This window comes from Bradyrhizobium sp. CCBAU 45394 (assembly GCF_028128655.1).
GTDB lineage: Bacteria > Pseudomonadota > Alphaproteobacteria > Rhizobiales > Xanthobacteraceae > Bradyrhizobium > Bradyrhizobium diazoefficiens.
Genome location: NZ_LBIX01000161.1, coordinates 23303 through 40899 on the forward strand (window position 1 = coordinate 23303; position 17597 = coordinate 40899).

Below are 17597 nucleotides of genomic sequence, written 5' to 3' on the forward strand. Positions count from 1 at the left end.
CACCTCCAAGCGACGGCTCGCTCAAGCGAACACTCGGCGGCCAATCCCGCAGAGCCGTGGTACTATTTGACAAACGGGTGGCGCTCGCCGGCAGCCACAAGAGGGGAAGTCCTGAACTCCGATACCGCCTCCACGCACGGTCTGACGTCATCCAGCGAGAAGCCTCGGCCAGCCACGATCTCGCGGTAACTCGAGTTATGCAAATCCGTGAAACCGTCTGAAAACTCGATCTCCTCGCCGTCAATCGTCAGCGAGCGGTAGCTCGTCTTCTTTCCTTGCACCTCTGGGGGGAGATCTTTGCGATCGATCGAGAGAAACCACCGAACGTCCGCGCGCTCATACGAAATCATTCCGGCGGCCCGTTCGGCTTCCCTCACATGGGCTACGGTAGCAAGCCTCTGACCAAAAACATAACCAAGCATATCAAAGAAATGAATGCCGATGTTTGTCGCGACGCCACCAGACTTCTGATCGTCTCCCTTCCATGATGCATGGTACCATCGCCCCCGTGACGCAATGTAGGCCAAATCGACGGAGTGACGCCTGTCCGAAGCGGCGACGCGCTTTTTCAACTCTTGAATGACGGGATGCAAGCGCAACTGGAGGATTGTTGAGATGCGGTGACCAGTGTCACGCTCCATCCCGGCAAGGCCATCGAGATTCCATGGGTTCAGGACGAGCGGCTTTTCGCAGATTGCATCGGCGCCCGACCGCAGCGCAAAACGACAATGCGCGTCATGGAGATAGTTTGGCGAGCAGATCGACACGTAGTCGACACCTTCATTGCGACGTCGAAGCTTATCGACGTGACGGTCGAACCGTTCGAATTCCGTGAAGAAATGGGCCTCGGGGAAATAACTGTCGATCACCCCCACCGAGTCGTTCGGATCGAACGCTGCCCGGAGCGCGCCTCCAACGGACTTGATCGCGCCCATATGACGTGGTGCGACATATCCGGCTGCGCCAATCAGCACAAATGCGGTCACCCCTTTGCTCCCTCAGACTGATGACATTAGCGCAAGAAAGGCACGATCACCTCGTCAGGTAAAGGCGACCAATGCCAGTCGCCCCTTCAACAGATTAGTGCAACCAAGTCAAGGGCATAGTGTCCGCCGTGATTATTGCTGCAGGCCGTGCCGCCTGGGTCTGGCGGGGATTGAGCTCATCACCAGACGCCCTCGCGCTGAGCGAGGCGGGATCTTCCTACGGAGTCTGCGCACTTCCAGTTGTCCAACCACGACGGCCAAGATATCAAAAGGCGCCAGTCCTCGACCAAGGACAGGAGATGGCCGGCGGTGAGCGCAGACTGGGAGCTTCGACAGCGCATAGCAGCCCCTTCCTCGCTTTCGCCAAGTGCTATGAATCTTAATACCTTTTCCGGAATAAAGATGGATCGAGAAACTTCGCCAGACAAAACGCAAAACTGCCAGGATTGCACTAAGTAGTAGAGCGCAGTACCTGGACGACAAATGTCATCTTTTTCCAGATCCCGAAGTTTTTCGCGGCTTTTTTTCAAGATCGCTGGCGGCGCCTTGGTGCTCTTTGGGTCATTTTTCGCAACACTCAGGATCATTGATACTTCTGACATAATCGAGGAAGCCAGACGCGGAGCCTGGCTCAACATTCAGCTCGATCCAAAGCTCTGCCGGACAAATCTCGTCGGCGTCTTGCAGTGCGGCGTGTCCTATAGAGGACGGTACCTCCCGTCTACAAACACGTGGCAGGTTAGGGGCCCGGTCAATCAATCCGCTCAAGTTACGACGGCGTCCTACAGCAATGCCCCCAATCAAGCAGGCAGCATTTCCATTTTTGGCTTGCTCGCCAATTTTGATCGGAATGGAAGACTTGAGGTAAAGGGCGTGGAGGATGCCGGCACAGTGTCTTTTGAGAGATCCTTCTGGCAGAGGGCCTTCTTCAGCCTAATGGACTAGCATTTACGCCAAGCTCCGACCGAGATCTGAGCCACTTGCCGCGATGGCGCACCTCTTGTCGACCTAGCGGTACTGAACTAGAGGTAGTCAGTGGGCTCATTTCGCTGAAATTAGTAAGGGATAATGTCGACGAACTCAGTCGCAATTCACGTTTCTGCCGCTGTATGAATGAGACCATTGGAACAGATGTCGGTCTGGAAGTGGCCGGCCTCAAGGTCGGCCTGGAAGAAAGCGAGGAAAATCGGCGGTGGAAATAAGGGTCCCTAACGACTTCTCCGCTGATTGCATTTTCGACGGCACGCCTCTTGATTTCCGCGCTGACGGCTCTATCGATGCGATCGTGGATGGCCGTTTCGAGCTGGGCGTTGATATCGCTATGATGGAATACAAAGGATACGCCGCTCATGACGCGCTCGGCTGCAGGAGTCCTCAGCAAAACCTATGGCCTCGTCGACTGCGCTGTCCGACCGATAGTCGTATATGGCCTGGGCGGTTGATTTGGCTGCTGTGGAAATGTGATTACGCGCTTCGAATGACTGACAAGGTATCGGTCAAAACAGCGAAATAGTAGTCCGGCGTTAGGAAGCGCGAGTGCGTACCCCTAGCCACAAGCGGGCTCATGACCGTAGAAAATTGTGTCTGTTAGACGCGACAGGCTGCCAACACGCCGAGAGCCTCGCGACGCCCACGAAGCTATTCCGCAGCTCCACGAAGAATCCCTGAAACAATCCATGCCTAGCTTGGTTGCCAACCAATAAGGGGACGGCGATCATGTTGAACATGCTTCTAGACGCGATTTACAACGATGTGATCTCAGCCTCGATTTCAGGCATGAATACCCAGGGCGCAAATAGCTCGGCCGCATCGATCGCTGCCGCCACAAGCGCCGCTTGGTTGCCGGAATTGATCGCAGCTCTGGATAACGTCAATGCGCTTCCCTCGCCACGTCAGGCCGACATTGACGCATGTCAGGCTCAACTAGCCCTTCGGAGCGCACCAACTCAACTGACGCTGCACTGAGCTACGGCCTCTTGCGAGCTACGGCCTTTTTGCCAACCAATAAAACGACGACGGCCGCCCGAGCCGGCCGACTATCGACTTACAAACGCGACTACCCGTAAAATTCCGGGGTCTACACCTTTGTCCCCAACAATCCTCCGCCGCTCCGTCGGGCAGAGTAGCAAACGGGGCCGCGACCGATATGTTCCCCAAAGCCGGGGGGCGTCAAAAATGGAAGTGATTGGCTGGTTTTTGTTTGCTGCTACTATTCGCTGTCTTGGCGCTGGCTCGCCGGCAAGATCGAATGCCGTAGTTGGAAAGTGACTGCCGGTCTGCTTGCCGATCGCGCTTGATAGTTGCAGCGTGAGTTGCGCGGACGCTTCCGCGCCACCTAAAAAGTTTTGGAGCGATGGAACGAAGGCTATCGGATTGCCTTGAGTCTCGCCATGCTCGCCGCCGAGCTGGCGGAGCGGCCCCGGCCTACCCTCAAAAGCCCCCTGAAGCCGGGGCTGTCTCTCCGCCCTACCAGCCCCAGTTGTTACGGTTGATCATGTCCTGACGCGCGGCGTTGTTCTCATAGATTTGCTCCTGCCGCCGATAATTGTTGCGTTCGATCATCCTCTGGCGACGCGCGTTGTTTCGCTCAATCATCCGTTCGCGTCGCGTCTCACCATAATCACCATAGTAGCGGGACTCCGCGTCACGGTAAGAGTAGCCCTGCGCCCACGACGACGTGCTCACAACTCCGGCAGAGCCAATGAGCGTTAAGGCAGCAACGCCGCTGATAATCAGACTGCGAGAATTTCCCATGACTGGTCCCTCAATTGTGTACGAACCAAAGTCTTAGGAGGCAGTAAGTTCCTGGCATTGAGGACAGGACCGGCGTGAAACGGCTGCCAACTAACGATCACTTCGAACTTTAGAAGGTGCATGAAGCCGTGGTTACTAGAGGGCTCGACGTCGGCTAAGTCAGGCATCGACCTTGGCGACGTCGCGTTTCGTCCAGCGTGCATTGGCGCCTTTTCGTGCGATTTCCTTACGCTGAGCGGCGGTGAGCGAGGCTGCCCTTACTAGCCCCCAGCCGCCCGTGCGGGAACCGCCCACGGTGATCTCTCTCGCCCTCTTCTTGGCGATTCTTTCTTGCCGCAGTGCGATGCGGCTAGGGACGCGCCGACGACTAGGCGCACCCCAAGTTTGAGCATTCACAAACCTTGATATTCTGCCGATGTGCATGACGCGTGGCTGCACATTGACACGCCGCTGCGGAGCTAGTGACGCTGCGTAAGGTTAGGCGGCAACGATAGCTTCCAGCAGCCGCTTCCATCTTTCGACCTCGTGGACTTCAGGCCGAAGCTTGCCCTCAAGCGCGCGGGTAAACCTGGTTCTCTCGGAACTCTCAAGCTTGGCCTTCAGCTCCGTACGATGCTTCTTAAAAAGCCCCTTCAGCTCCACTTCCTGTACGGTGCTGTGATGTCCCATGCCCTGGTGTATGCGCCGTCCGTGTTGAGGACAATCAACCCGGAAATTCCGCGCGACCCCGGCAACGGTGCCATCGTGAACGCCGGAGAGTACTTCTTCAGCAAACATGGTGCCCTTCCAGGAGCAAGTGCAATTTACCGATTTTTCCAAGAACTGATCCCTAGGAGCCGAGTATACGATGTGGCGTTGACCGCAGGAGCCGCTCTGGTACAGCTCCCGCGGCCGGTGCCGCGACGTTCCGCGCGATCGACACGGCACGGTTCAAGGTTGGCACGTAGGCACGCGGGCGTAAACCGGCGGTCCAGTCTTACTGCCATTCGTTCTCGGGAATTGTGCCGGGCGGCGGCTTCAGTTGCTCCAGACCGGCCTCGATCGCTGCCAACTCGTCCTGAATCCCCTGGATTGCGCCAGCCGCGTCAAGCCCAGTAACGGCCTGCAAGTCCGATAGGAGTTTGCGGCGATGCGAACTCAGCTCTTCAAGCGCCCGGCGATCCTTCACCTTCACATAGCCGGCAACGATCAGCTCAATGGCTTTGGACATCGCTCAGGTCATCAGCCAATCCGCAGATCTTCAGCGGACATTTTGCCTGACTGCCCCGCCCTAAGCTCGTAGCTCACACGGGCACCCTCTGCCAGCGCACTGAAACCCGCCTTCTCCACTGCACTGATATGAACAAATACATCCGGCCCGCCATTGTCCGCCTGAATGAAACCATAGCCCTTTGCCGGGTTGAACCACTTCACCGTGCCCATCGCCACGCTTGCTACTCCAATTCTTTTGGAAAAACTGAAATGTTCTCGGTCTACACCACCCCGCCGAAATCGATACCCGCTTTGGCGAGTTCCTCCGCCTCCTCCGCGGTCGCGGTCGGCTTTGTGTCAAGGTAGGGATGCTCTGACGTCGGAAAGACAACTCGGATGTTCTGACCGTCTGTCCGCGTAATACGGGCAAAGTGCCTGCGCCCGGATGCTATTCGCTGAATATGGTACCCTTTGTACGTAATCATAACCCACAGACACTACTGACGCTGGGATAGGATTTTTCTAGCTGACGCGACGCAACTGTACAATGGCTTGATCTGAGTGATCGATTGAACCGTTAACGGCATCTCCCAAAAGAAAACGGCCGACTTGGGAGCCGGCGATAAGGTAACTAGGATTGCGGCCAGTGTCGCCCGGTCGCGGGTTGCCTTATAGCATAGAGGCCTACCAGCGTGAACCGACGAGCCCAGATACTAGTAGCGGTAGCGCGGGAAAGACGGCGCCGAAGCAATCTTGAGCGTAAGCGTCGTTTCGCTCCCACCTTCTCGCGGCACATGGGATAAGCGAGTTTCACGATCTCTTTGAAGGGATCGGCTTGTGTCTATGCTTGACCATACGCTTAAGTCGGACGTGACGGCGCGCCGGCTGGAAGTGATCACGGAGACGGGACGCCGTCGTTGGTTCTCCAAGGACGACAAGGCCCGGATCGTCGAGGAGACGCTGGTACCAGGCGCGGTCGTTTCCGAGATTGCCCGGCGACACGGGCTGAGCCCACAACAAGTGTTCACCTGGCGCCGGCAAGCACGCCGGTTGCCGACGCCGATGCCTGACGATCCGCCGTTTGTACCGGCGGTGGTAGACGCCATGACCCCAGTCGCGGCTGTTGGCCATGAGCGCAAGACAGCGCGACGCAAGGCCAAGCCAGATGCCGGAGGCATCGAGATCGAAGCCGAAGGTGTCACTATCCGGGTGGGCCGAGGCGCGGATGTGGCGATGATTGCGGCCATCGTCCATGCGCTGAAGGCAAGCCGGTGATCGGCCCGTCCGGAACTGTTCGGGTGATGGTGGCAACCAAGCCGGTCGACTTCCGCAAGGGAATGGAGGGGCTTGCTATGTTGGTGCGCGAGCACATGCAGGCCGATCCGTTCTCGGGTGGGGTCTATGTGTTCCGTGCCAAACGCGCGGATCGGATCAAGCTAATCTTCTGGGATGGTACCGGTTTGTGCCTGTTCGCCAAGCGGCTCGAGGAAGGCGTCTTCCGCTGGCCGAAGATCGAGGATGGCGTGATGCGTTTGTCGGCGGCGGAATTGTCGGCGCTGCTCGAAGGGCTTGATTGGCGGCGTGTCCACGCGGCACGGGAGACGATCGTCCCGACGCAAGCCGGATAATTGTGGGTCGCGCTGCGGCGAAGTGAATCAGGGGCATCGAGCGCGTCGTCAGGCGGGCACGAATATGCTCTGATTTGCCAGTGAGCGATAACCTTCCTGATGATCCTGAGACGCTCAAGGCGATGCTGCTGGCAGCGCTTCACGAGAGCGAACGGCTGCGTCAGATTATCAAGGAGCTGCAACGCCACCGCTTTGGCCGGAAGGCCGAGACGCTCCCCGAGGAGCAGATGCTGCTGGGCCTCGAGGACGTCCAACAGGTCGCAGCCTCTGCCGAGGCCGGTCAGGACGAGACAACCCCTGAAGGCCGAGTGGAGCGCGCACGCAAGCGGCGCGTCAATCGCGGAGCACTGCCGGCGCATCTGCCGCGGATCGAGGTCGTTGTCGACATCGACGACAAGACCTGCCCCTGCTGCCAGGGCGAACTGCACCAGATCGGCGAAGACAAGAGCGAGCGGCTGGACATGGTGCCGGCGCAGTTCCGCGTTGTCGTCACCCGACGTCCCAAATACGCCTGCCGAGGCTGCGGAGATGGCGTCCTGCAGGCCGAGGCTCCGGCCCGGTTGATCGAGGGGGGCCTGCCCACGGAGGCAACCGTCGCCCAGGTTCTGGTGTCCAAATATGCCGATCATCTGCCGCTCTACCGGCAAGCCCAGATCTGCGCCCGTCAGGGCATCCATCTCGATCGATCAACGCTGGCGGACTGGGTTGGGCATGCCGCCTTCCATCTGCGCCCGCTGCACGAGCGCCTTCTCACGGTACTTAGAGCAAGGTCGAAGCTGTTCGCCGACGAGACCACGGTGCCGGTGCTCGATCCCGGTCGAGGGCGCACCAAGACCGGCCAGCTCTGGGCCTATGCCGCCGACGACCGGCCCTGGAGCGGCCTAGATCCGCCCGGCATCGCCTATGTCTATGCACCCGATCGAAAAGCCGAGCGGCTGTTCAGCCATCTTGCTGGCTTCAAGGGCGTCCTGCAGGTCGATGGCTACAACGCCTACCCAAAGCTTGCCGAACGTGGCGGGGTCGAGCTCGCCTTCTGTTGGGTGCACATGCGGCGCAACTTCTACGAACTCGCGACAGCCGGCCCCGCTCCGATCGCGAGTGAGGCGCTGAAGCACATCGCCGCATTCTATGCGATCGAGAAGGAGATCCGCGGCCGCAGTGCGGAGGAGCGGCGCCTCGTGCGGCAGCAGAAGAGCCGACCACTGGCCGATGCCTTCGAGGTATGGCTGCGCGCCAAGCTGGCTCTCATCAGCCAGAAGATCAAGCTCGCCGAGGCCATCCGCTACGCCCTCTCGCGCTGGCAAGGCTTAACGCGCTTTATCGATGACGGCCGCATCGAACTCGACAACAACACGGTCGAGCGATCAATCCGTGGCATCAAGCTCAGTCGGAAGAATGCGCTGTTTGCCGGATCCGACGGGGGCGCCGAACATTGGGCCATCGTCGCAACCTTGGTCGAGACCTGCAAGATCAACGACGTCGATCCGCTCGCCTATCTCACGGACGTCTTGACCAGGATCGTCAGCGGTCATCCCAACCGCGACATCGACCAGCTATTGCCTTGGGCCTACCGCGCTCAAGCCCTCAAAGCTGTGGCCTAAGAACGACGCTTACTCTTGAGCCCGCTGATCACCGCGCCGGTTATGGCGATGCGAATGCTCGGCCTAAAGCACAGCCGGCCGAGCAGAAGCCGGATCAGGCGCATTAGACATACCCGTCCAGTTGCCAGCTCTACGAGCCCACCTGCTCAAGCAGGCCTTCCATGTCAATCCCGCTATCGTCCGGCTGGGTGCCGTCGTGCTCGTGCTCAAGGTCGGTTCAGTTTCCGGCGGTTCCCGCGGGCCGAGGCTGCCCAGGGACGGCTCGTCGTCTCCAGCGTCCTCATCGTCCCCCTCGCTCACCTCCAACTTGTCGGTATGGCACGCCACGTCGTCGACCACCTCTTCCCGCTCGGTCATCACGTATGGGTCGGAGCCGTCCAGGAAGGCGATCAGCTGTTCTATATCGGCAGATGCCTCTTTCCTGAGTCTGGTAAGGCGCCGGAGGGTTGTTTGCCGCTCCCGTTCTTGGATAGCCAGCCCGCTCAGCGGACTTACAGATGCGTCTAAGGGTGGCGTGCTATGCACGCTGTCAGCCTCAGGCGGAGATCGGAAAGGCGGCATATCATAGGGTGCTTGCCCCCTCCACTGCTCCATCGAAGGTGCGATATGCCCAGATAGCGCAAAGGTGCACGTGCCCTTCTGCCCAGGTAGTCGAGGTGGGACTTTCTCGGCAGTATGCCGATTTGAAGCCGCGGACGGTCACCGACGCGGTTTCCGCCACGGTCACCTGCCGAAGCGCGAGGTGATGACCGGTATCGGTTCGGTCGCTATCCGTAAGCGCAGATGCTCTAATAAGGCTCGGAACATCGGTTAATGGCATCACCAATCGTTCGGCCCCGGTATCGGAAGATTATTTACATAGCAATTTCAATAATGTACGAGTTCGTAGTTTTATTCTGAATGGCGCACCATCCGGCTCTTCCAACAGCCCAATATCCAAAGCAATTCTGTAATTCCAACGGCTTCGCGCTGCCGATTGGCTATTCGGCCGCAATCCAGTTTCGCAGGCCATCGACCGTGCGAAATCCGTCCGCCGCGTAGCAGCGGATGGAGGGAAGGAAGGCCTGCATCATCTCGGCGAGCGCGTGTCCTGGACCGAGATCCAGCACCCTGCTGACGCCCAGCTCCGCAAGGGCTTCCAGCGTCGCCGACCAGTCGATCGGGCGCGCCACCTGGCAGGCGAGCTTTGCTGTTGCGTTGCTCGCGGAGAAGATGCGCTCGCCGTCGCCTCCGGCGAGCAGGACGCGCTGGCTTGCAATGGCGGAGCGTGTGCTGGCGTCGAGCGCCAGTTGAAAGGGGTGGCAGGCCTGTTCGAGCTGCCGTGTGTGCGAGGCGATTCTCACGGCGAGAAGACCTGTGCGCGTGGCGCCTTGTCGTATCGCTTCCTCGCAGAGGTCGATCACGTCCTGCTCGGCGCCTCCGACGACAACGAGACGATCGGGGTTCCTGATCGTGATCTCGCAGCGATGCTTCCCGAGCAGGCGTTCGAGCGCGGCCGGGTCGAGCCCGCGGACATAGCCGAGGCGGCCGTCGGGGCCGGCGACGCTATCCATCAGGCGCGCGCGAACAGCCGTCAATCGCAAGGCTTCATCGGCGGTCCATATCCCTGCAATGCTCCAGGCGGTCATCTCGCCGACGCTGTAGCCGGTGACGGCCGCAGGTTCGGTCAGGAGATCGGCCATGCAGGCATGGATCGCGAGTGCCGACGTGACGGTCAGGATCTGGCTGACATGGTTTGCGGACAGCTCGTCTGCGCTGTGCGTCCGGACGAACTGCCGCGGATCCTCGCCAAGATGCGCGGTTGCCCCGACGAAAACAGGCTCCGCGGCAGGCTGACCGGCGGCCAGATCGAAGATCTTGTCCGAGAGGGTGCCTTGTCCACCGCAGAGCAGGGCCAGCATCAGGGCTCCAGCCGATCGACGAAGAGGGCCATGGCCAGCAGATCAGCCGAGCCGCCGGGACTGAGATTGCGTGCCACGAATGCCTGATGAATCTCGATGGCTCGCTCGCGCCAACCGTGACGTCCAACGCCTCCGGCGGCAAGAAATGCGGATGCGCTGTCTTGGGCGTAGCGCAAACCCTCCGCTCCGCCGCGATGCAGGAGGTTGGTGTCGGTGACATCGGCGATGAGCGTCATGCAGGTCTGAACGCGGACCGCTTCCTCATCGCAAGGCGCGAGCTGTCGTGCAGTATGCAGGGCGGGCAGGGCGATCTCGTAGACCGATGGGAAGCCGCAAGCCGCCTCCGCCCTGGCGCCGCCGGCACCGTAACGCCGCGAGGCCATGGCGCCGTGGCTGCGCAAGGATATGGGACCCGAAAGGATATCTTCGCCCCAGCGCTGCGACACCAGATCGCCGAGCGATTTGCGAATGCCGAGCGCACCGCGATATCCGGCCGCGGCGCAGAGCAGACCCAGTCCGAAGATCGCGCCGCGATGCGTGTTGACGCCTCCGGTTTCCGCGAGCATGGCGCGCTCAGCGGCGACCCCGATCGCGCGCAACCGGCTCATGCCGGCGCCTTCGGCTCCGGCAAGCGCCAGATCACGGAGGAATGGCCTCAAGGTATCGGCGCTGCGGCACAAGAGCCCGGCGTCCATGTCGCTGTGCGCGCCATTGTCGACATGGCTGACGAGCCCCGGCTTCGGATGAGTTTCGACTTCGAGCTTCAGGCAACGCGACGCCAGATCACCGAGCTGCTCCGCATCGGGCGCGTTGGCAGGTGTCGATTGCCATCTCAGCGCGACGTTCACGACAGACTCCCCGTCAGAAACGCGGCGCGCGTCGTGCTGATGACGCCGGCGGGGCCTTTCACGAGGACTTCATCGTCGTCAGCTCCGATGAGCTCGCGCCATTGGACCCCTCCCGCGCGACCAACGATCTCGCCGTCCAGCCGCATCGGCGCCTGGTTCGCAATCCGGCCGATGTCCGACGGCAGCGTGTCGGCTTGCCTTGCCGACGACAGCGGCCAGAGCAGATCGAGGTCCGAACTGTCGGAAAGATAGGGCAGGCCGGTGAGATGCTGCCAGGCCAGGCTGCCGAAGGTGCGTGTCTCCGGCAGAAGCTGGAGCAGCAGGCCGATCGTCTCCCGCCAGCGCGCAGGTGCCGCGGCGGCCGCATCGGCCAAGGATGGCGGCGGAGCCGATGCGATGATGTCGCCGGGTGCGAGCGCGAGCGCGATGCGCCGTTTGCCGTGGCTGGGCGGCAGCGGCAGGCCGAGCGGAATCATGCCGGCGGCATCGCTGCAAGCCGGCCGGCGAACGATGAGGGGGCGGTCGGCGCGCGCCCAGCCGTCGATGATCGACTCGCTGGCGAGTTCGGGATGGCGGCTCATCACGGCAGCCCATCCGGCGGCCGAGGCCTTCACCATGGTGTGACGCGCGAGCGCTTCAGCCATGTTGCGCTCCCTGCTGCGATATCGCGGCGAGTGCGACGACCCGATCGGCGATCTCGGCCGCCTTCCGGCGTCCGCCCCGCTCCGCGCCGAGCCGGCTGCGTTCGTCCCGTCCGGCAGGCTGTGCCAGCACGGCCGCAAGCTGCGGCGCCAGGGGCGCAGTTTCGTCCCAGACGACGTGAATGCCGCCGGTGCGGACCATATTGTCGAGCCCGGGCGCGAAAACGGGTGTCGCTTCCGCCTTGGCCTTCAGCACTTCTATCGGAAGCTTGGTGACCCGCGCCATCGACGGCAGATCCATCACGGCGGGATGCGCGCCGGGAAGCGCCACCAGCGTGCCGGTGGCAAGAGCGGTGGCGATGAACGCACCGGCCGCGCTGCCGCCGTAGAGCAGGCCGACGGTGCGGTGTCCTTCCGCTTCCGCGAGCAGCAGTACCTTGGCGAGATGCGACAAATATTCGCTGAGGCCGAGCAACTCGTCGCGCTTGCTCATGCGCTGGCTGGCGGAATCCACCAGGACCAGGATCGGCGCGCGATCCCCAGATTTGATAATCTCGATCACGCGCCCTGCGAGCGCGATCGCCTCGTCCACGCCGAGCGGCTGTCCTTGCGTGATGCCGAGCACGTGGATCAGTCCGCCGTCAGGCAGGGTCGCCGTTCCCGCGATCATCGCGCCGGTCGTTTCGATCTTTCGGCCGTTCGGGAACAGGCCGGCCAGGATGTCATCGAGCGTCATCGGCGTTCTCCCTTGTGTCTGCCGCGTGAAGAAAGGCGTCGGTCGGAAGCGCGGGGATCTCGGTCGGCGCGTCGATACCAAGCGCCTGCCAGATCTCGACGGCGTCCTCGGCTTCACCGAAACGCTGCAGGCGCCGCTCCAGGCGATTCTGCTCGGCTGCGAGTACGCCGGCGTCGCAGCCACGCTTGATCTTGAGCGCGTCGATCGCAGCATGCCGAAACGCCAGCGCCTCGTCGTCGACGAACGTGTCGGCTCCGCCGATGAGATAGCGGTGCTTGCCGCCCATGGTGCGCCAGACCAGCGCGCGATCGCGCGAGTCGAACTCCTCGATGCCCCTGTTGGTCTCGATCACTTCGGGGCCGCTCACGCTGAGCCGGCCCTGCTCGGAGATGATCAGGCGCGAGCAGGTGCCGGCGATCAGGCTGCCGCCGCCATAGCAGCCGGCACGTCCGCCGATCAGGCCGACGACGTTGATGCCGGCGCGGCGTGCCTCGACCAACGCGCGCATGATCTCTGCGATCGCGAGCTCGCCGGCATTGGCTTCCTGAAGCCGCACGCCGCCGGTGTCGAACAGGATCAGCACGTCGTGCTTGAGCGTACGCGCCGCGCGCAGGAGGCCGGTGAGCTTGGCGCCGTGGACTTCGCCGAAGGCGCCGCCCATGAAGCGTCCCTCCTGCGCGGCAACGAGCACCGGCGACCCCTCCAGGCGGCCGTGACCGATGACGATGCCGTCGTCGAACTGCTCCGGCAGGTCGAAGATCGAAAGATGCGGGCTGATCTCGCGCAGCTCGGGGCCGATGTATTCGGCAAAGCTGCCGGCATCGACCAGCGCGTCGATGCGCTGCCGGGCGCTCGCCTCGTACCAGCTCAGCGAAATAGTGTTGGCTGCGACCTGTGTCATCGTTCCGGCTCCTCGATCTTGCGGACGCCTTGCGCAAGGCGCAGCGCGACCGTGTCCGGCCGGGCTCCGCCGTCATTGATGGAGATGCGCAAGCCGCCGGCAGAGCGGCGGGCGACGAAGTCGCGGACCACGGCGTCCCACACCGCGCCGAAACCGTGAGCTGCGGTTGCGATGTCGATCGTGCACATGTCGGCCGGCGAGGCGCGTTCCAGCAGCACTTCGAGATTGCCGGAGGCGACGACGCCGACGATCGCCTGCGCGCGGGTGCCGCCGGCGGATCTGGCTGCGGTCAGCCTGAAACTGAGCTTTTCCATGCGAAACTCCTCACCAGTTGCGGAAGCGGCTGGGCGGACGGTAGAGGCCGCCGGAGGCCAGCATGAGGTCCTTGATCGAGCGGGCCGCCAGCAGGCGGCGGTCGGCGTCGAGCGGATCGATGCCGAGATCCTCGGGACGACGAATGACGCCGCGTTGCCTGAGCTGCTCGACCAGCTTCGCATCGCGCGCGCGTCCGATGTCGGTGTATCCGGCGACGCCGCGGATCGCCTGCTCGCGCTCGTCCTTGCTGCGGCACATCAGGAGGTTGGCGATGCCTTCCTCGGTAACGATGTGGGTCACGTCGTCCGAGTAGACCATCACCGGCGCGAGATCGAGCTTGAGCTCGCGCGCCAGCTCGAGCGCATCGAGCCGCTCGACGAACAGCGGAGCATTGCGCTCGCCAAAAGTCTCGCCGATCTGCACCACCAGCTTGCGGCCGCGGCGCAGCGCGGCGTTGGAGTGAGGGTCCGCTTCAGCGCCGGCCTTGAGCCAGGGTTCGCTCGGATGGCGGCGGCCATGTGGATCGGATCCCATGTTGGGCGCGCCGCCGAACCCGGCGATGCGGCTCGTCGTCACCGTCGAGCTGTGACCCTCGAGATCGATCTGGAGTGTCGATCCAATGAACATGTCGCAGGCATAGAGGCCGGCCGTCTGGCAGAAGGCGCGATTGGATCGCAGCGAGCCGTCGGGGCCGGTGAAGAAGATGTCGGAGCGCGCCGCGACATAGTCCTCCATGCCGACTTCCGACCCGAAGCAGTGGATCTGGTCGACCCAGCCGGATTCGATCGCCGGAATGAGGGTTGGATGCGGGTTGAGCGCGAAATGGGTGCAGACCTTGCCCTTGAGGCCGAGCTTCTCGCCATAGGTCGGCAGCAACAGCTCGATCGCGGCGGTGTTGAAGCCGATGCCGTGATTGAGGCGGCGCACGCCGTAGGGCGCATAGATGCCCTTGATGGCGAGCATCGCCGTCAGGATTTGGGTCTCGGTGATGGCTGCGGGGTCGCGGGTGAAGAGCGGCTCGACATAGAACGGCCTGCCGGCTTCGACCACGAAATGCACGAGGTCGCCGGGAATGTCGACGCGGGGCACCTTGTCGACGATCTCGGTGACCTGCGCCACCACGAGACCATTTTTGTAACTCGTCGCCTCGACCACGGTCGGCGTGTCTTCGGTGTTCGGTCCCGTATAGAGATTGCCGTCCTTGTCGGCGCTCACCGCTGCGATCAGCGCGACGTTCGGCGTGAGATCGATGAAGTAGCGGGCGAACAGCTCGAGATAGGTATGGACCGCGCCGAGCTCGATCTTGCGGCCGAACAGCATGCGCGCAATGCGCGCCGATTGCGGGCCCGAATAGGAAAAGTCGAGCCGCCGCGCGATGCCCTTCTCGAAGACATCGAGGTGCGCGGGCAGGACCACGCCGGACTGCACCATGTGCAGGTCGCTGATCTCAGCGGGGTCGAGGTTCGCAAGCGCCGCGGCGAGGATGTCGGCCTGCTTCTGGTTGTCGCCCTCCAGGCACACCCGGTCGCCTGATCGGATCACGGCCGCGAGAAACGCGGGCAGGCTCGGGAGCGGGACGATCTTTCCCTTCGCGTGCCGCCGGCCGGCCGTCAGGCGCTCTCCCAGAGCGGCCTTTTGCATACCCCAATTGCTCATCTCGGCTCCTTGGCATGCGAGGTTGCCTTCATTTGTACCGAATGTATGCGTATTGCGCCTTAATGTCAATTAGTGTATACGCAAACTCATAAGCGATGGATATTCGCATACACAGGAGGAGATTTAAGATGCGAATGCATGCAAGGCGTCCAAGTCGCGTGGCCGGAGCTCCGTTCGTTCAGGGGAGGCGCCCGTGACCGTTTCCGGCGTAGCGCTGCTCTCCATCTGCACGTTGCTGGGGGTCTTGCTGGGGGACCTGCTCGGCATCGCCCTCGGCGTTAAGGCCAATGTCGGCGGCGTCGGCATTGCGATGATGTTCCTGATCGCCGCCCGGCTCTGGCTGGTGCGGCACGGCCTGCTCAGCCACGGTCTCAAGACCGGCGTCGAGTTCTGGGGCAGCTTCTACATTCCGATCGTGGTCGCCATGGCGGCGCAGCAGAACGTCGTCGCTGCGGCCAAAGGCGGTCCCATCGTCGTCATCGCGGGGATCGGCGCGGTCGCCGTGTGTTTCGCGATGGTGGCCCTGATCGGCCGGCTCAGCGGCCGGGTCGAGACCATGGACGAGATCGAGGCGCGAGAGGCGCTCGAGGCGAGCGTGCCCCACTTCAAGTCCGGGAGGATCGGATGACGATGATATCGCACATTCTTGCTGCAAACTCGCTGCTCACCGCTTTCGCGGCCGTCGGGATCCTGATGTGGGTCTCCGGAGCGATCTCGAAATACCTCACCTTCGGACGCATCCACGGCTCGGCGATCGCGATCATGCTGGGTCTCGTGCTGGCCTTTTTCGGAGGCCTCGCCACGGGCGGTGAAAAGGGCGTCGCCGACCTGCCGGCGCTGACCGGGATCGGTCTGATGGGCGGAGCCATGCTGCGCGACTTCGCCATCGTCGCGACCGCCTTCGAGGTCGATGTCGTTCACGCGCGCAAGGCCGGGGCGATCGGTGCGGTCGCGCTTGGGCTCGGAACTGTCGTCCCGTTCATTCTGGGCGTGTTCGTCGCCGCGGCATTCGGTTACACCGATGCCATCTCGATGACGACGATCGGCGCCGGCGCGGTGACCTACATCGTGGGGCCGGTCACGGGGGCTGCGATCGGCGCATCCTCGCCGGTTATTGCGCTCTCGATCGCGACCGGTGTATTCAAGGCGGTGATCGTCATGATCGGTACGCCCTTCGTGGCGAAGATGATCGGTCTGAACAATCCGCGCAGCGCAATGGTGTTTGGCGGCTTGATGGGAACGGTCAGCGGCGTGTCCGGAGGGCTGGCGGCGACGGACCGGCGCCTGGTGCCCTACGGTGCGTTGACGGCGACGTTCCACACCGGGCTCGGGTGTCTGGTCGCGCCCTCTGTTCTTTACTTCGCGGTGCGCGCGATCACGGGAGGCTGAATGGCAGGATTGTTGAAAGTCGCAGCCGACGCCGAGGACGATGGCGGGCTGCTCTCCGATCGCATCCGCAACGCGCTCACCGACGAGATCGCCTCGGGTGCGCTGGTCGCCGGTTCCGCCCTGGAAGAGCAGCTGCTGGCCGATCGCTTCGGAGCCTCCCGCACGCCGGTGCGGGAGGCGCTTCGCCAGCTCGTGGTCAGCGGCCTGGTCGAAGTGCGGGGGCGGCGCGGCCTCGTCGTGGCGCGGATGACGCCCGAGCGCATCATGGACATGTTCGAGACCAGTGCCGAGGTCGAGGCGATGTGCGTCAGGCTCGCGACCTATCGCATGACCCCGCTCGAGCGCAGCCATTTGATCGAGCTGCATGACGCCTCGCTGAAGATGGTCGAGGCCAATGATGTCGATGCCTATGACGCGTTCAACCGGGAATTCCACGAATGCATCTACCGGGCGACGCACAACTCGTTTCTGGCCGAGCAGGCGCAGGATGTCCGCTCGCGTCTCAGCGCTTTTCGCCGCACGCAATTGCGGCATGGCGATCGCATTCGCAAGTCCCGCGACGAGCATGACGTCATCATGCAGGCGATCGCCGAAGGCGACGGCGACACCGCATCGCGCAGGATGCGGGCGCATATGCTGAACGCGGCCGCGGCGCTTCGGCGCTACATCGATGATCGCCTCGGCGGACAGGCCGATGGGCCTGGACCTGACAACGCCTGACGATTGCGGTTGTGCGCCGTTGTTGCAGCAAGCCAGGCAGATCGGTGCGGGCGTGAGTTGCCAGCAGGGCGCGCGGCTTTTCCGTTTTGACGAGGCCGGTGTGTGCGACCAACCAGATCGTATTCCCTGCCGGGGCAACGTCCGGCATCATCAGACTGTCACCGCCCTGTCATCGGTGTTCCATTGATCGCTGCTCCTTTCGCCGCGCAGCGCAGAGGGTGGACATGCATCTGATCAAGACAATTTCTTCCGACCGCCGGTCGATCCTGAAGGGCCTCGCGGCCGCAGCTGTCGCGCCGTTGGCGGCGCCGGCTCTTGCCGCCGAGGGCC

21 protein-coding genes and 1 pseudogene are annotated in these 17597 nt (G+C 62.5%); 10 read left to right on the forward strand and 12 right to left on the reverse strand.

Annotation, left to right across the window (positions count from 1 at the left end; all coding sequences use genetic code 11):
- Window positions 1-62: 62 nt before the first annotated feature.
- A complete protein-coding gene (locus WN73_RS19640; protein ID WP_271554450.1) occupies window positions 63-986 on the reverse strand; it encodes a Gfo/Idh/MocA family oxidoreductase in 924 nt (307 codons plus the stop codon).
- A gap of 483 nt (window positions 987-1469) precedes the next feature.
- Between WN73_RS19640 and WN73_RS19645 the strand changes: the two genes are divergently transcribed.
- Both WN73_RS19645 and WN73_RS19650 read left to right on the forward strand, forming a co-directional pair.
- Window positions 1470-1931: a hypothetical protein gene (locus WN73_RS19645; RefSeq protein ID WP_271554452.1), complete on the forward strand. Its 462-nt coding sequence runs from the start codon at window positions 1470-1472 to the stop codon at window positions 1929-1931.
- Window positions 1932-2702: 771 nt separating this feature from the next.
- Window positions 2703-2951: a hypothetical protein gene (locus tag WN73_RS19650; protein WP_271554454.1), complete on the forward strand. Its 249-nt coding sequence runs from the start codon at window positions 2703-2705 to the stop codon at window positions 2949-2951.
- Between the two features lie 501 nt (window positions 2952-3452).
- Here WN73_RS19650 and WN73_RS19655 read toward each other — a convergent pair.
- The 4 genes from WN73_RS19655 to WN73_RS19670 form a co-directional block, all read right to left on the reverse strand.
- Window positions 3453-3740, reverse strand: coding sequence for a hypothetical protein (locus WN73_RS19655; protein ID WP_271554456.1), 288 nt, complete (start codon window positions 3738-3740; stop codon window positions 3453-3455).
- 477 nt (window positions 3741-4217) lie between these two features.
- Entirely contained in the window at window positions 4218-4517 is a 300-nt protein-coding gene (locus WN73_RS19660) for a hypothetical protein (protein ID WP_271554458.1), read from the reverse strand.
- A 199-nt stretch (window positions 4518-4716) separates the two neighbouring features.
- The gene (locus WN73_RS19665; RefSeq protein WP_271554460.1) at window positions 4717-4950 is read right to left on the reverse strand and encodes a hypothetical protein; all 234 of its coding nucleotides are present in this window, start codon (window positions 4948-4950) and stop codon (window positions 4717-4719) included.
- Between the two features lie 11 nt (window positions 4951-4961).
- Complete coding sequence (locus tag WN73_RS19670; RefSeq protein ID WP_271554461.1) at window positions 4962-5168, reverse strand: cold-shock protein; 207 nt, start codon at window positions 5166-5168, stop codon at window positions 4962-4964.
- Between the two features lie 606 nt (window positions 5169-5774).
- On the opposite strand from WN73_RS19670, the gene tnpA reads away from it, so the two are divergent.
- The 4 genes and pseudogenes from tnpA to WN73_RS44710 form a co-directional block, all read left to right on the forward strand.
- A complete protein-coding gene (tnpA, locus tag WN73_RS19675) occupies window positions 5775-6206 on the forward strand; it encodes an IS66-like element accessory protein TnpA (protein ID WP_049824163.1) in 432 nt (143 codons plus the stop codon).
- Window positions 6203-6559 carry an IS66 family insertion sequence element accessory protein TnpB gene (gene tnpB / locus WN73_RS19680; RefSeq protein WP_028141379.1) on the forward strand — a complete coding sequence of 119 codons (357 nt, stop codon included), beginning with the start codon at window positions 6203-6205 and terminating at the stop codon, window positions 6557-6559. Before tnpA ends, tnpB begins: the two co-directional genes overlap by 4 nt.
- Before the next feature lie 122 nt (window positions 6560-6681).
- On the forward strand, window positions 6682-8160 hold the full coding sequence (tnpC, locus tag WN73_RS19685) for an IS66 family transposase (RefSeq protein WP_271554528.1): 1479 nt from the start codon (window positions 6682-6684) through the stop codon (window positions 8158-8160).
- Window positions 8161-8778: 618 nt separating this feature from the next.
- A pseudogene (locus WN73_RS44710) lies at window positions 8779-8956 on the forward strand (IS256 family transposase); the annotation flags it as partial.
- 184 nt (window positions 8957-9140) lie between these two features.
- Here WN73_RS44710 and WN73_RS19690 read toward each other — a convergent pair.
- Genes WN73_RS19690 through mdcA form a run of 7 tightly spaced genes read right to left on the reverse strand, consistent with a single transcriptional unit; the run spans window position 9141 to window position 15158 of the window.
- Window positions 9141-10061, reverse strand: coding sequence for an acyltransferase domain-containing protein (locus WN73_RS19690; protein ID WP_271554462.1), 921 nt, complete (start codon window positions 10059-10061; stop codon window positions 9141-9143).
- Window positions 10061-10909: a triphosphoribosyl-dephospho-CoA synthase MdcB gene (gene mdcB / locus WN73_RS19695; protein WP_271554463.1), complete on the reverse strand. Its 849-nt coding sequence runs from the start codon at window positions 10907-10909 to the stop codon at window positions 10061-10063. Before mdcB ends, WN73_RS19690 begins: the two co-directional genes overlap by 1 nt.
- On the reverse strand, window positions 10906-11553 hold the full coding sequence (gene mdcG, locus WN73_RS19700) for a malonate decarboxylase holo-[acyl-carrier-protein] synthase (protein WP_271554464.1): 648 nt from the start codon (window positions 11551-11553) through the stop codon (window positions 10906-10908). The genes mdcB and mdcG overlap by 4 nt, the downstream gene beginning before the upstream one ends.
- Window positions 11546-12286, reverse strand: a complete 741-nt coding sequence (gene mdcE, locus WN73_RS19705; RefSeq protein WP_161533165.1) for a biotin-independent malonate decarboxylase subunit gamma — start codon at window positions 12284-12286, stop codon at window positions 11546-11548. Before mdcE ends, mdcG begins: the two co-directional genes overlap by 8 nt.
- The gene (locus WN73_RS19710; RefSeq protein ID WP_271554465.1) at window positions 12273-13187 is read right to left on the reverse strand and encodes a biotin-independent malonate decarboxylase subunit beta; all 915 of its coding nucleotides are present in this window, start codon (window positions 13185-13187) and stop codon (window positions 12273-12275) included. The genes mdcE and WN73_RS19710 overlap by 14 nt, the downstream gene beginning before the upstream one ends.
- Window positions 13184-13501, reverse strand: a complete 318-nt coding sequence (mdcC, locus tag WN73_RS19715) for a malonate decarboxylase acyl carrier protein (RefSeq protein WP_028173631.1) — start codon at window positions 13499-13501, stop codon at window positions 13184-13186. Before mdcC ends, WN73_RS19710 begins: the two co-directional genes overlap by 4 nt.
- A gap of 10 nt (window positions 13502-13511) precedes the next feature.
- The gene (mdcA, locus tag WN73_RS19720; RefSeq protein WP_271554467.1) at window positions 13512-15158 is read right to left on the reverse strand and encodes a malonate decarboxylase subunit alpha; all 1647 of its coding nucleotides are present in this window, start codon (window positions 15156-15158) and stop codon (window positions 13512-13514) included.
- A gap of 193 nt (window positions 15159-15351) precedes the next feature.
- On the opposite strand from mdcA, the gene madL reads away from it, so the two are divergent.
- From madL to WN73_RS19740, 4 genes are read left to right on the forward strand one after another with little or no spacing between them, the layout of a single operon-like run.
- The gene (madL, locus tag WN73_RS19725; RefSeq protein WP_028173629.1) at window positions 15352-15786 is read left to right on the forward strand and encodes a malonate transporter subunit MadL; all 435 of its coding nucleotides are present in this window, start codon (window positions 15352-15354) and stop codon (window positions 15784-15786) included.
- Window positions 15783-16547, forward strand: coding sequence for a malonate transporter subunit MadM (gene madM / locus WN73_RS19730; RefSeq protein ID WP_011084096.1), 765 nt, complete (start codon window positions 15783-15785; stop codon window positions 16545-16547). The genes madL and madM overlap by 4 nt, the downstream gene beginning before the upstream one ends.
- Window positions 16548-17267, forward strand: a complete 720-nt coding sequence (locus WN73_RS19735) for a GntR family transcriptional regulator (protein ID WP_271554470.1) — start codon at window positions 16548-16550, stop codon at window positions 17265-17267. It begins immediately after the preceding gene.
- Window positions 17242-17454: a hypothetical protein gene (locus WN73_RS19740; RefSeq protein ID WP_162494055.1), complete on the forward strand. Its 213-nt coding sequence runs from the start codon at window positions 17242-17244 to the stop codon at window positions 17452-17454. Before WN73_RS19735 ends, WN73_RS19740 begins: the two co-directional genes overlap by 26 nt.
- Window positions 17455-17597: the final 143 nt, after the last annotated feature.

Coding starts and splice junctions, on each gene's coding strand:
- WN73_RS19645 (WP_271554452.1), top strand. CDS start 1,470: ATGTCATCTTTTTCCAGATCCCGAAGTTTTTCGCGGCTTTTTTTCAAG.
- WN73_RS19650 (WP_271554454.1), top strand. CDS start 2,703: ATGTTGAACATGCTTCTAGACGCGATTTACAACGATGTGATCTCAGCC.
- WN73_RS19655 (WP_271554456.1), bottom strand. CDS start 3,740: ATGGGAAATTCTCGCAGTCTGATTATCAGCGGCGTTGCTGCCTTAACG.
- WN73_RS19660 (WP_271554458.1), bottom strand. CDS start 4,517: ATGTTTGCTGAAGAAGTACTCTCCGGCGTTCACGATGGCACCGTTGCC.
- WN73_RS19665 (WP_271554460.1), bottom strand. CDS start 4,950: ATGTCCAAAGCCATTGAGCTGATCGTTGCCGGCTATGTGAAGGTGAAG.
- tnpA (WP_049824163.1), top strand. CDS start 5,775: ATGCTTGACCATACGCTTAAGTCGGACGTGACGGCGCGCCGGCTGGAA.
- tnpC (WP_271554528.1), top strand. CDS start 6,682: ATGCTGCTGGCAGCGCTTCACGAGAGCGAACGGCTGCGTCAGATTATC.
- WN73_RS19690 (WP_271554462.1), bottom strand. CDS start 10,061: ATGCTGGCCCTGCTCTGCGGTGGACAAGGCACCCTCTCGGACAAGATC.
- mdcG (WP_271554464.1), bottom strand. CDS start 11,553: ATGGCTGAAGCGCTCGCGCGTCACACCATGGTGAAGGCCTCGGCCGCC.
- mdcE (WP_161533165.1), bottom strand. CDS start 12,286: ATGACGCTCGATGACATCCTGGCCGGCCTGTTCCCGAACGGCCGAAAG.
- WN73_RS19710 (WP_271554465.1), bottom strand. CDS start 13,187: ATGACACAGGTCGCAGCCAACACTATTTCGCTGAGCTGGTACGAGGCG.
- mdcC (WP_028173631.1), bottom strand. CDS start 13,501: ATGGAAAAGCTCAGTTTCAGGCTGACCGCAGCCAGATCCGCCGGCGGC.
- mdcA (WP_271554467.1), bottom strand. CDS start 15,158: ATGAGCAATTGGGGTATGCAAAAGGCCGCTCTGGGAGAGCGCCTGACG.
- madM (WP_011084096.1), top strand. CDS start 15,783: ATGACGATGATATCGCACATTCTTGCTGCAAACTCGCTGCTCACCGCT.
- WN73_RS19735 (WP_271554470.1), top strand. CDS start 16,548: ATGGCAGGATTGTTGAAAGTCGCAGCCGACGCCGAGGACGATGGCGGG.
- WN73_RS19740 (WP_162494055.1), top strand. CDS start 17,242: ATGGGCCTGGACCTGACAACGCCTGACGATTGCGGTTGTGCGCCGTTG.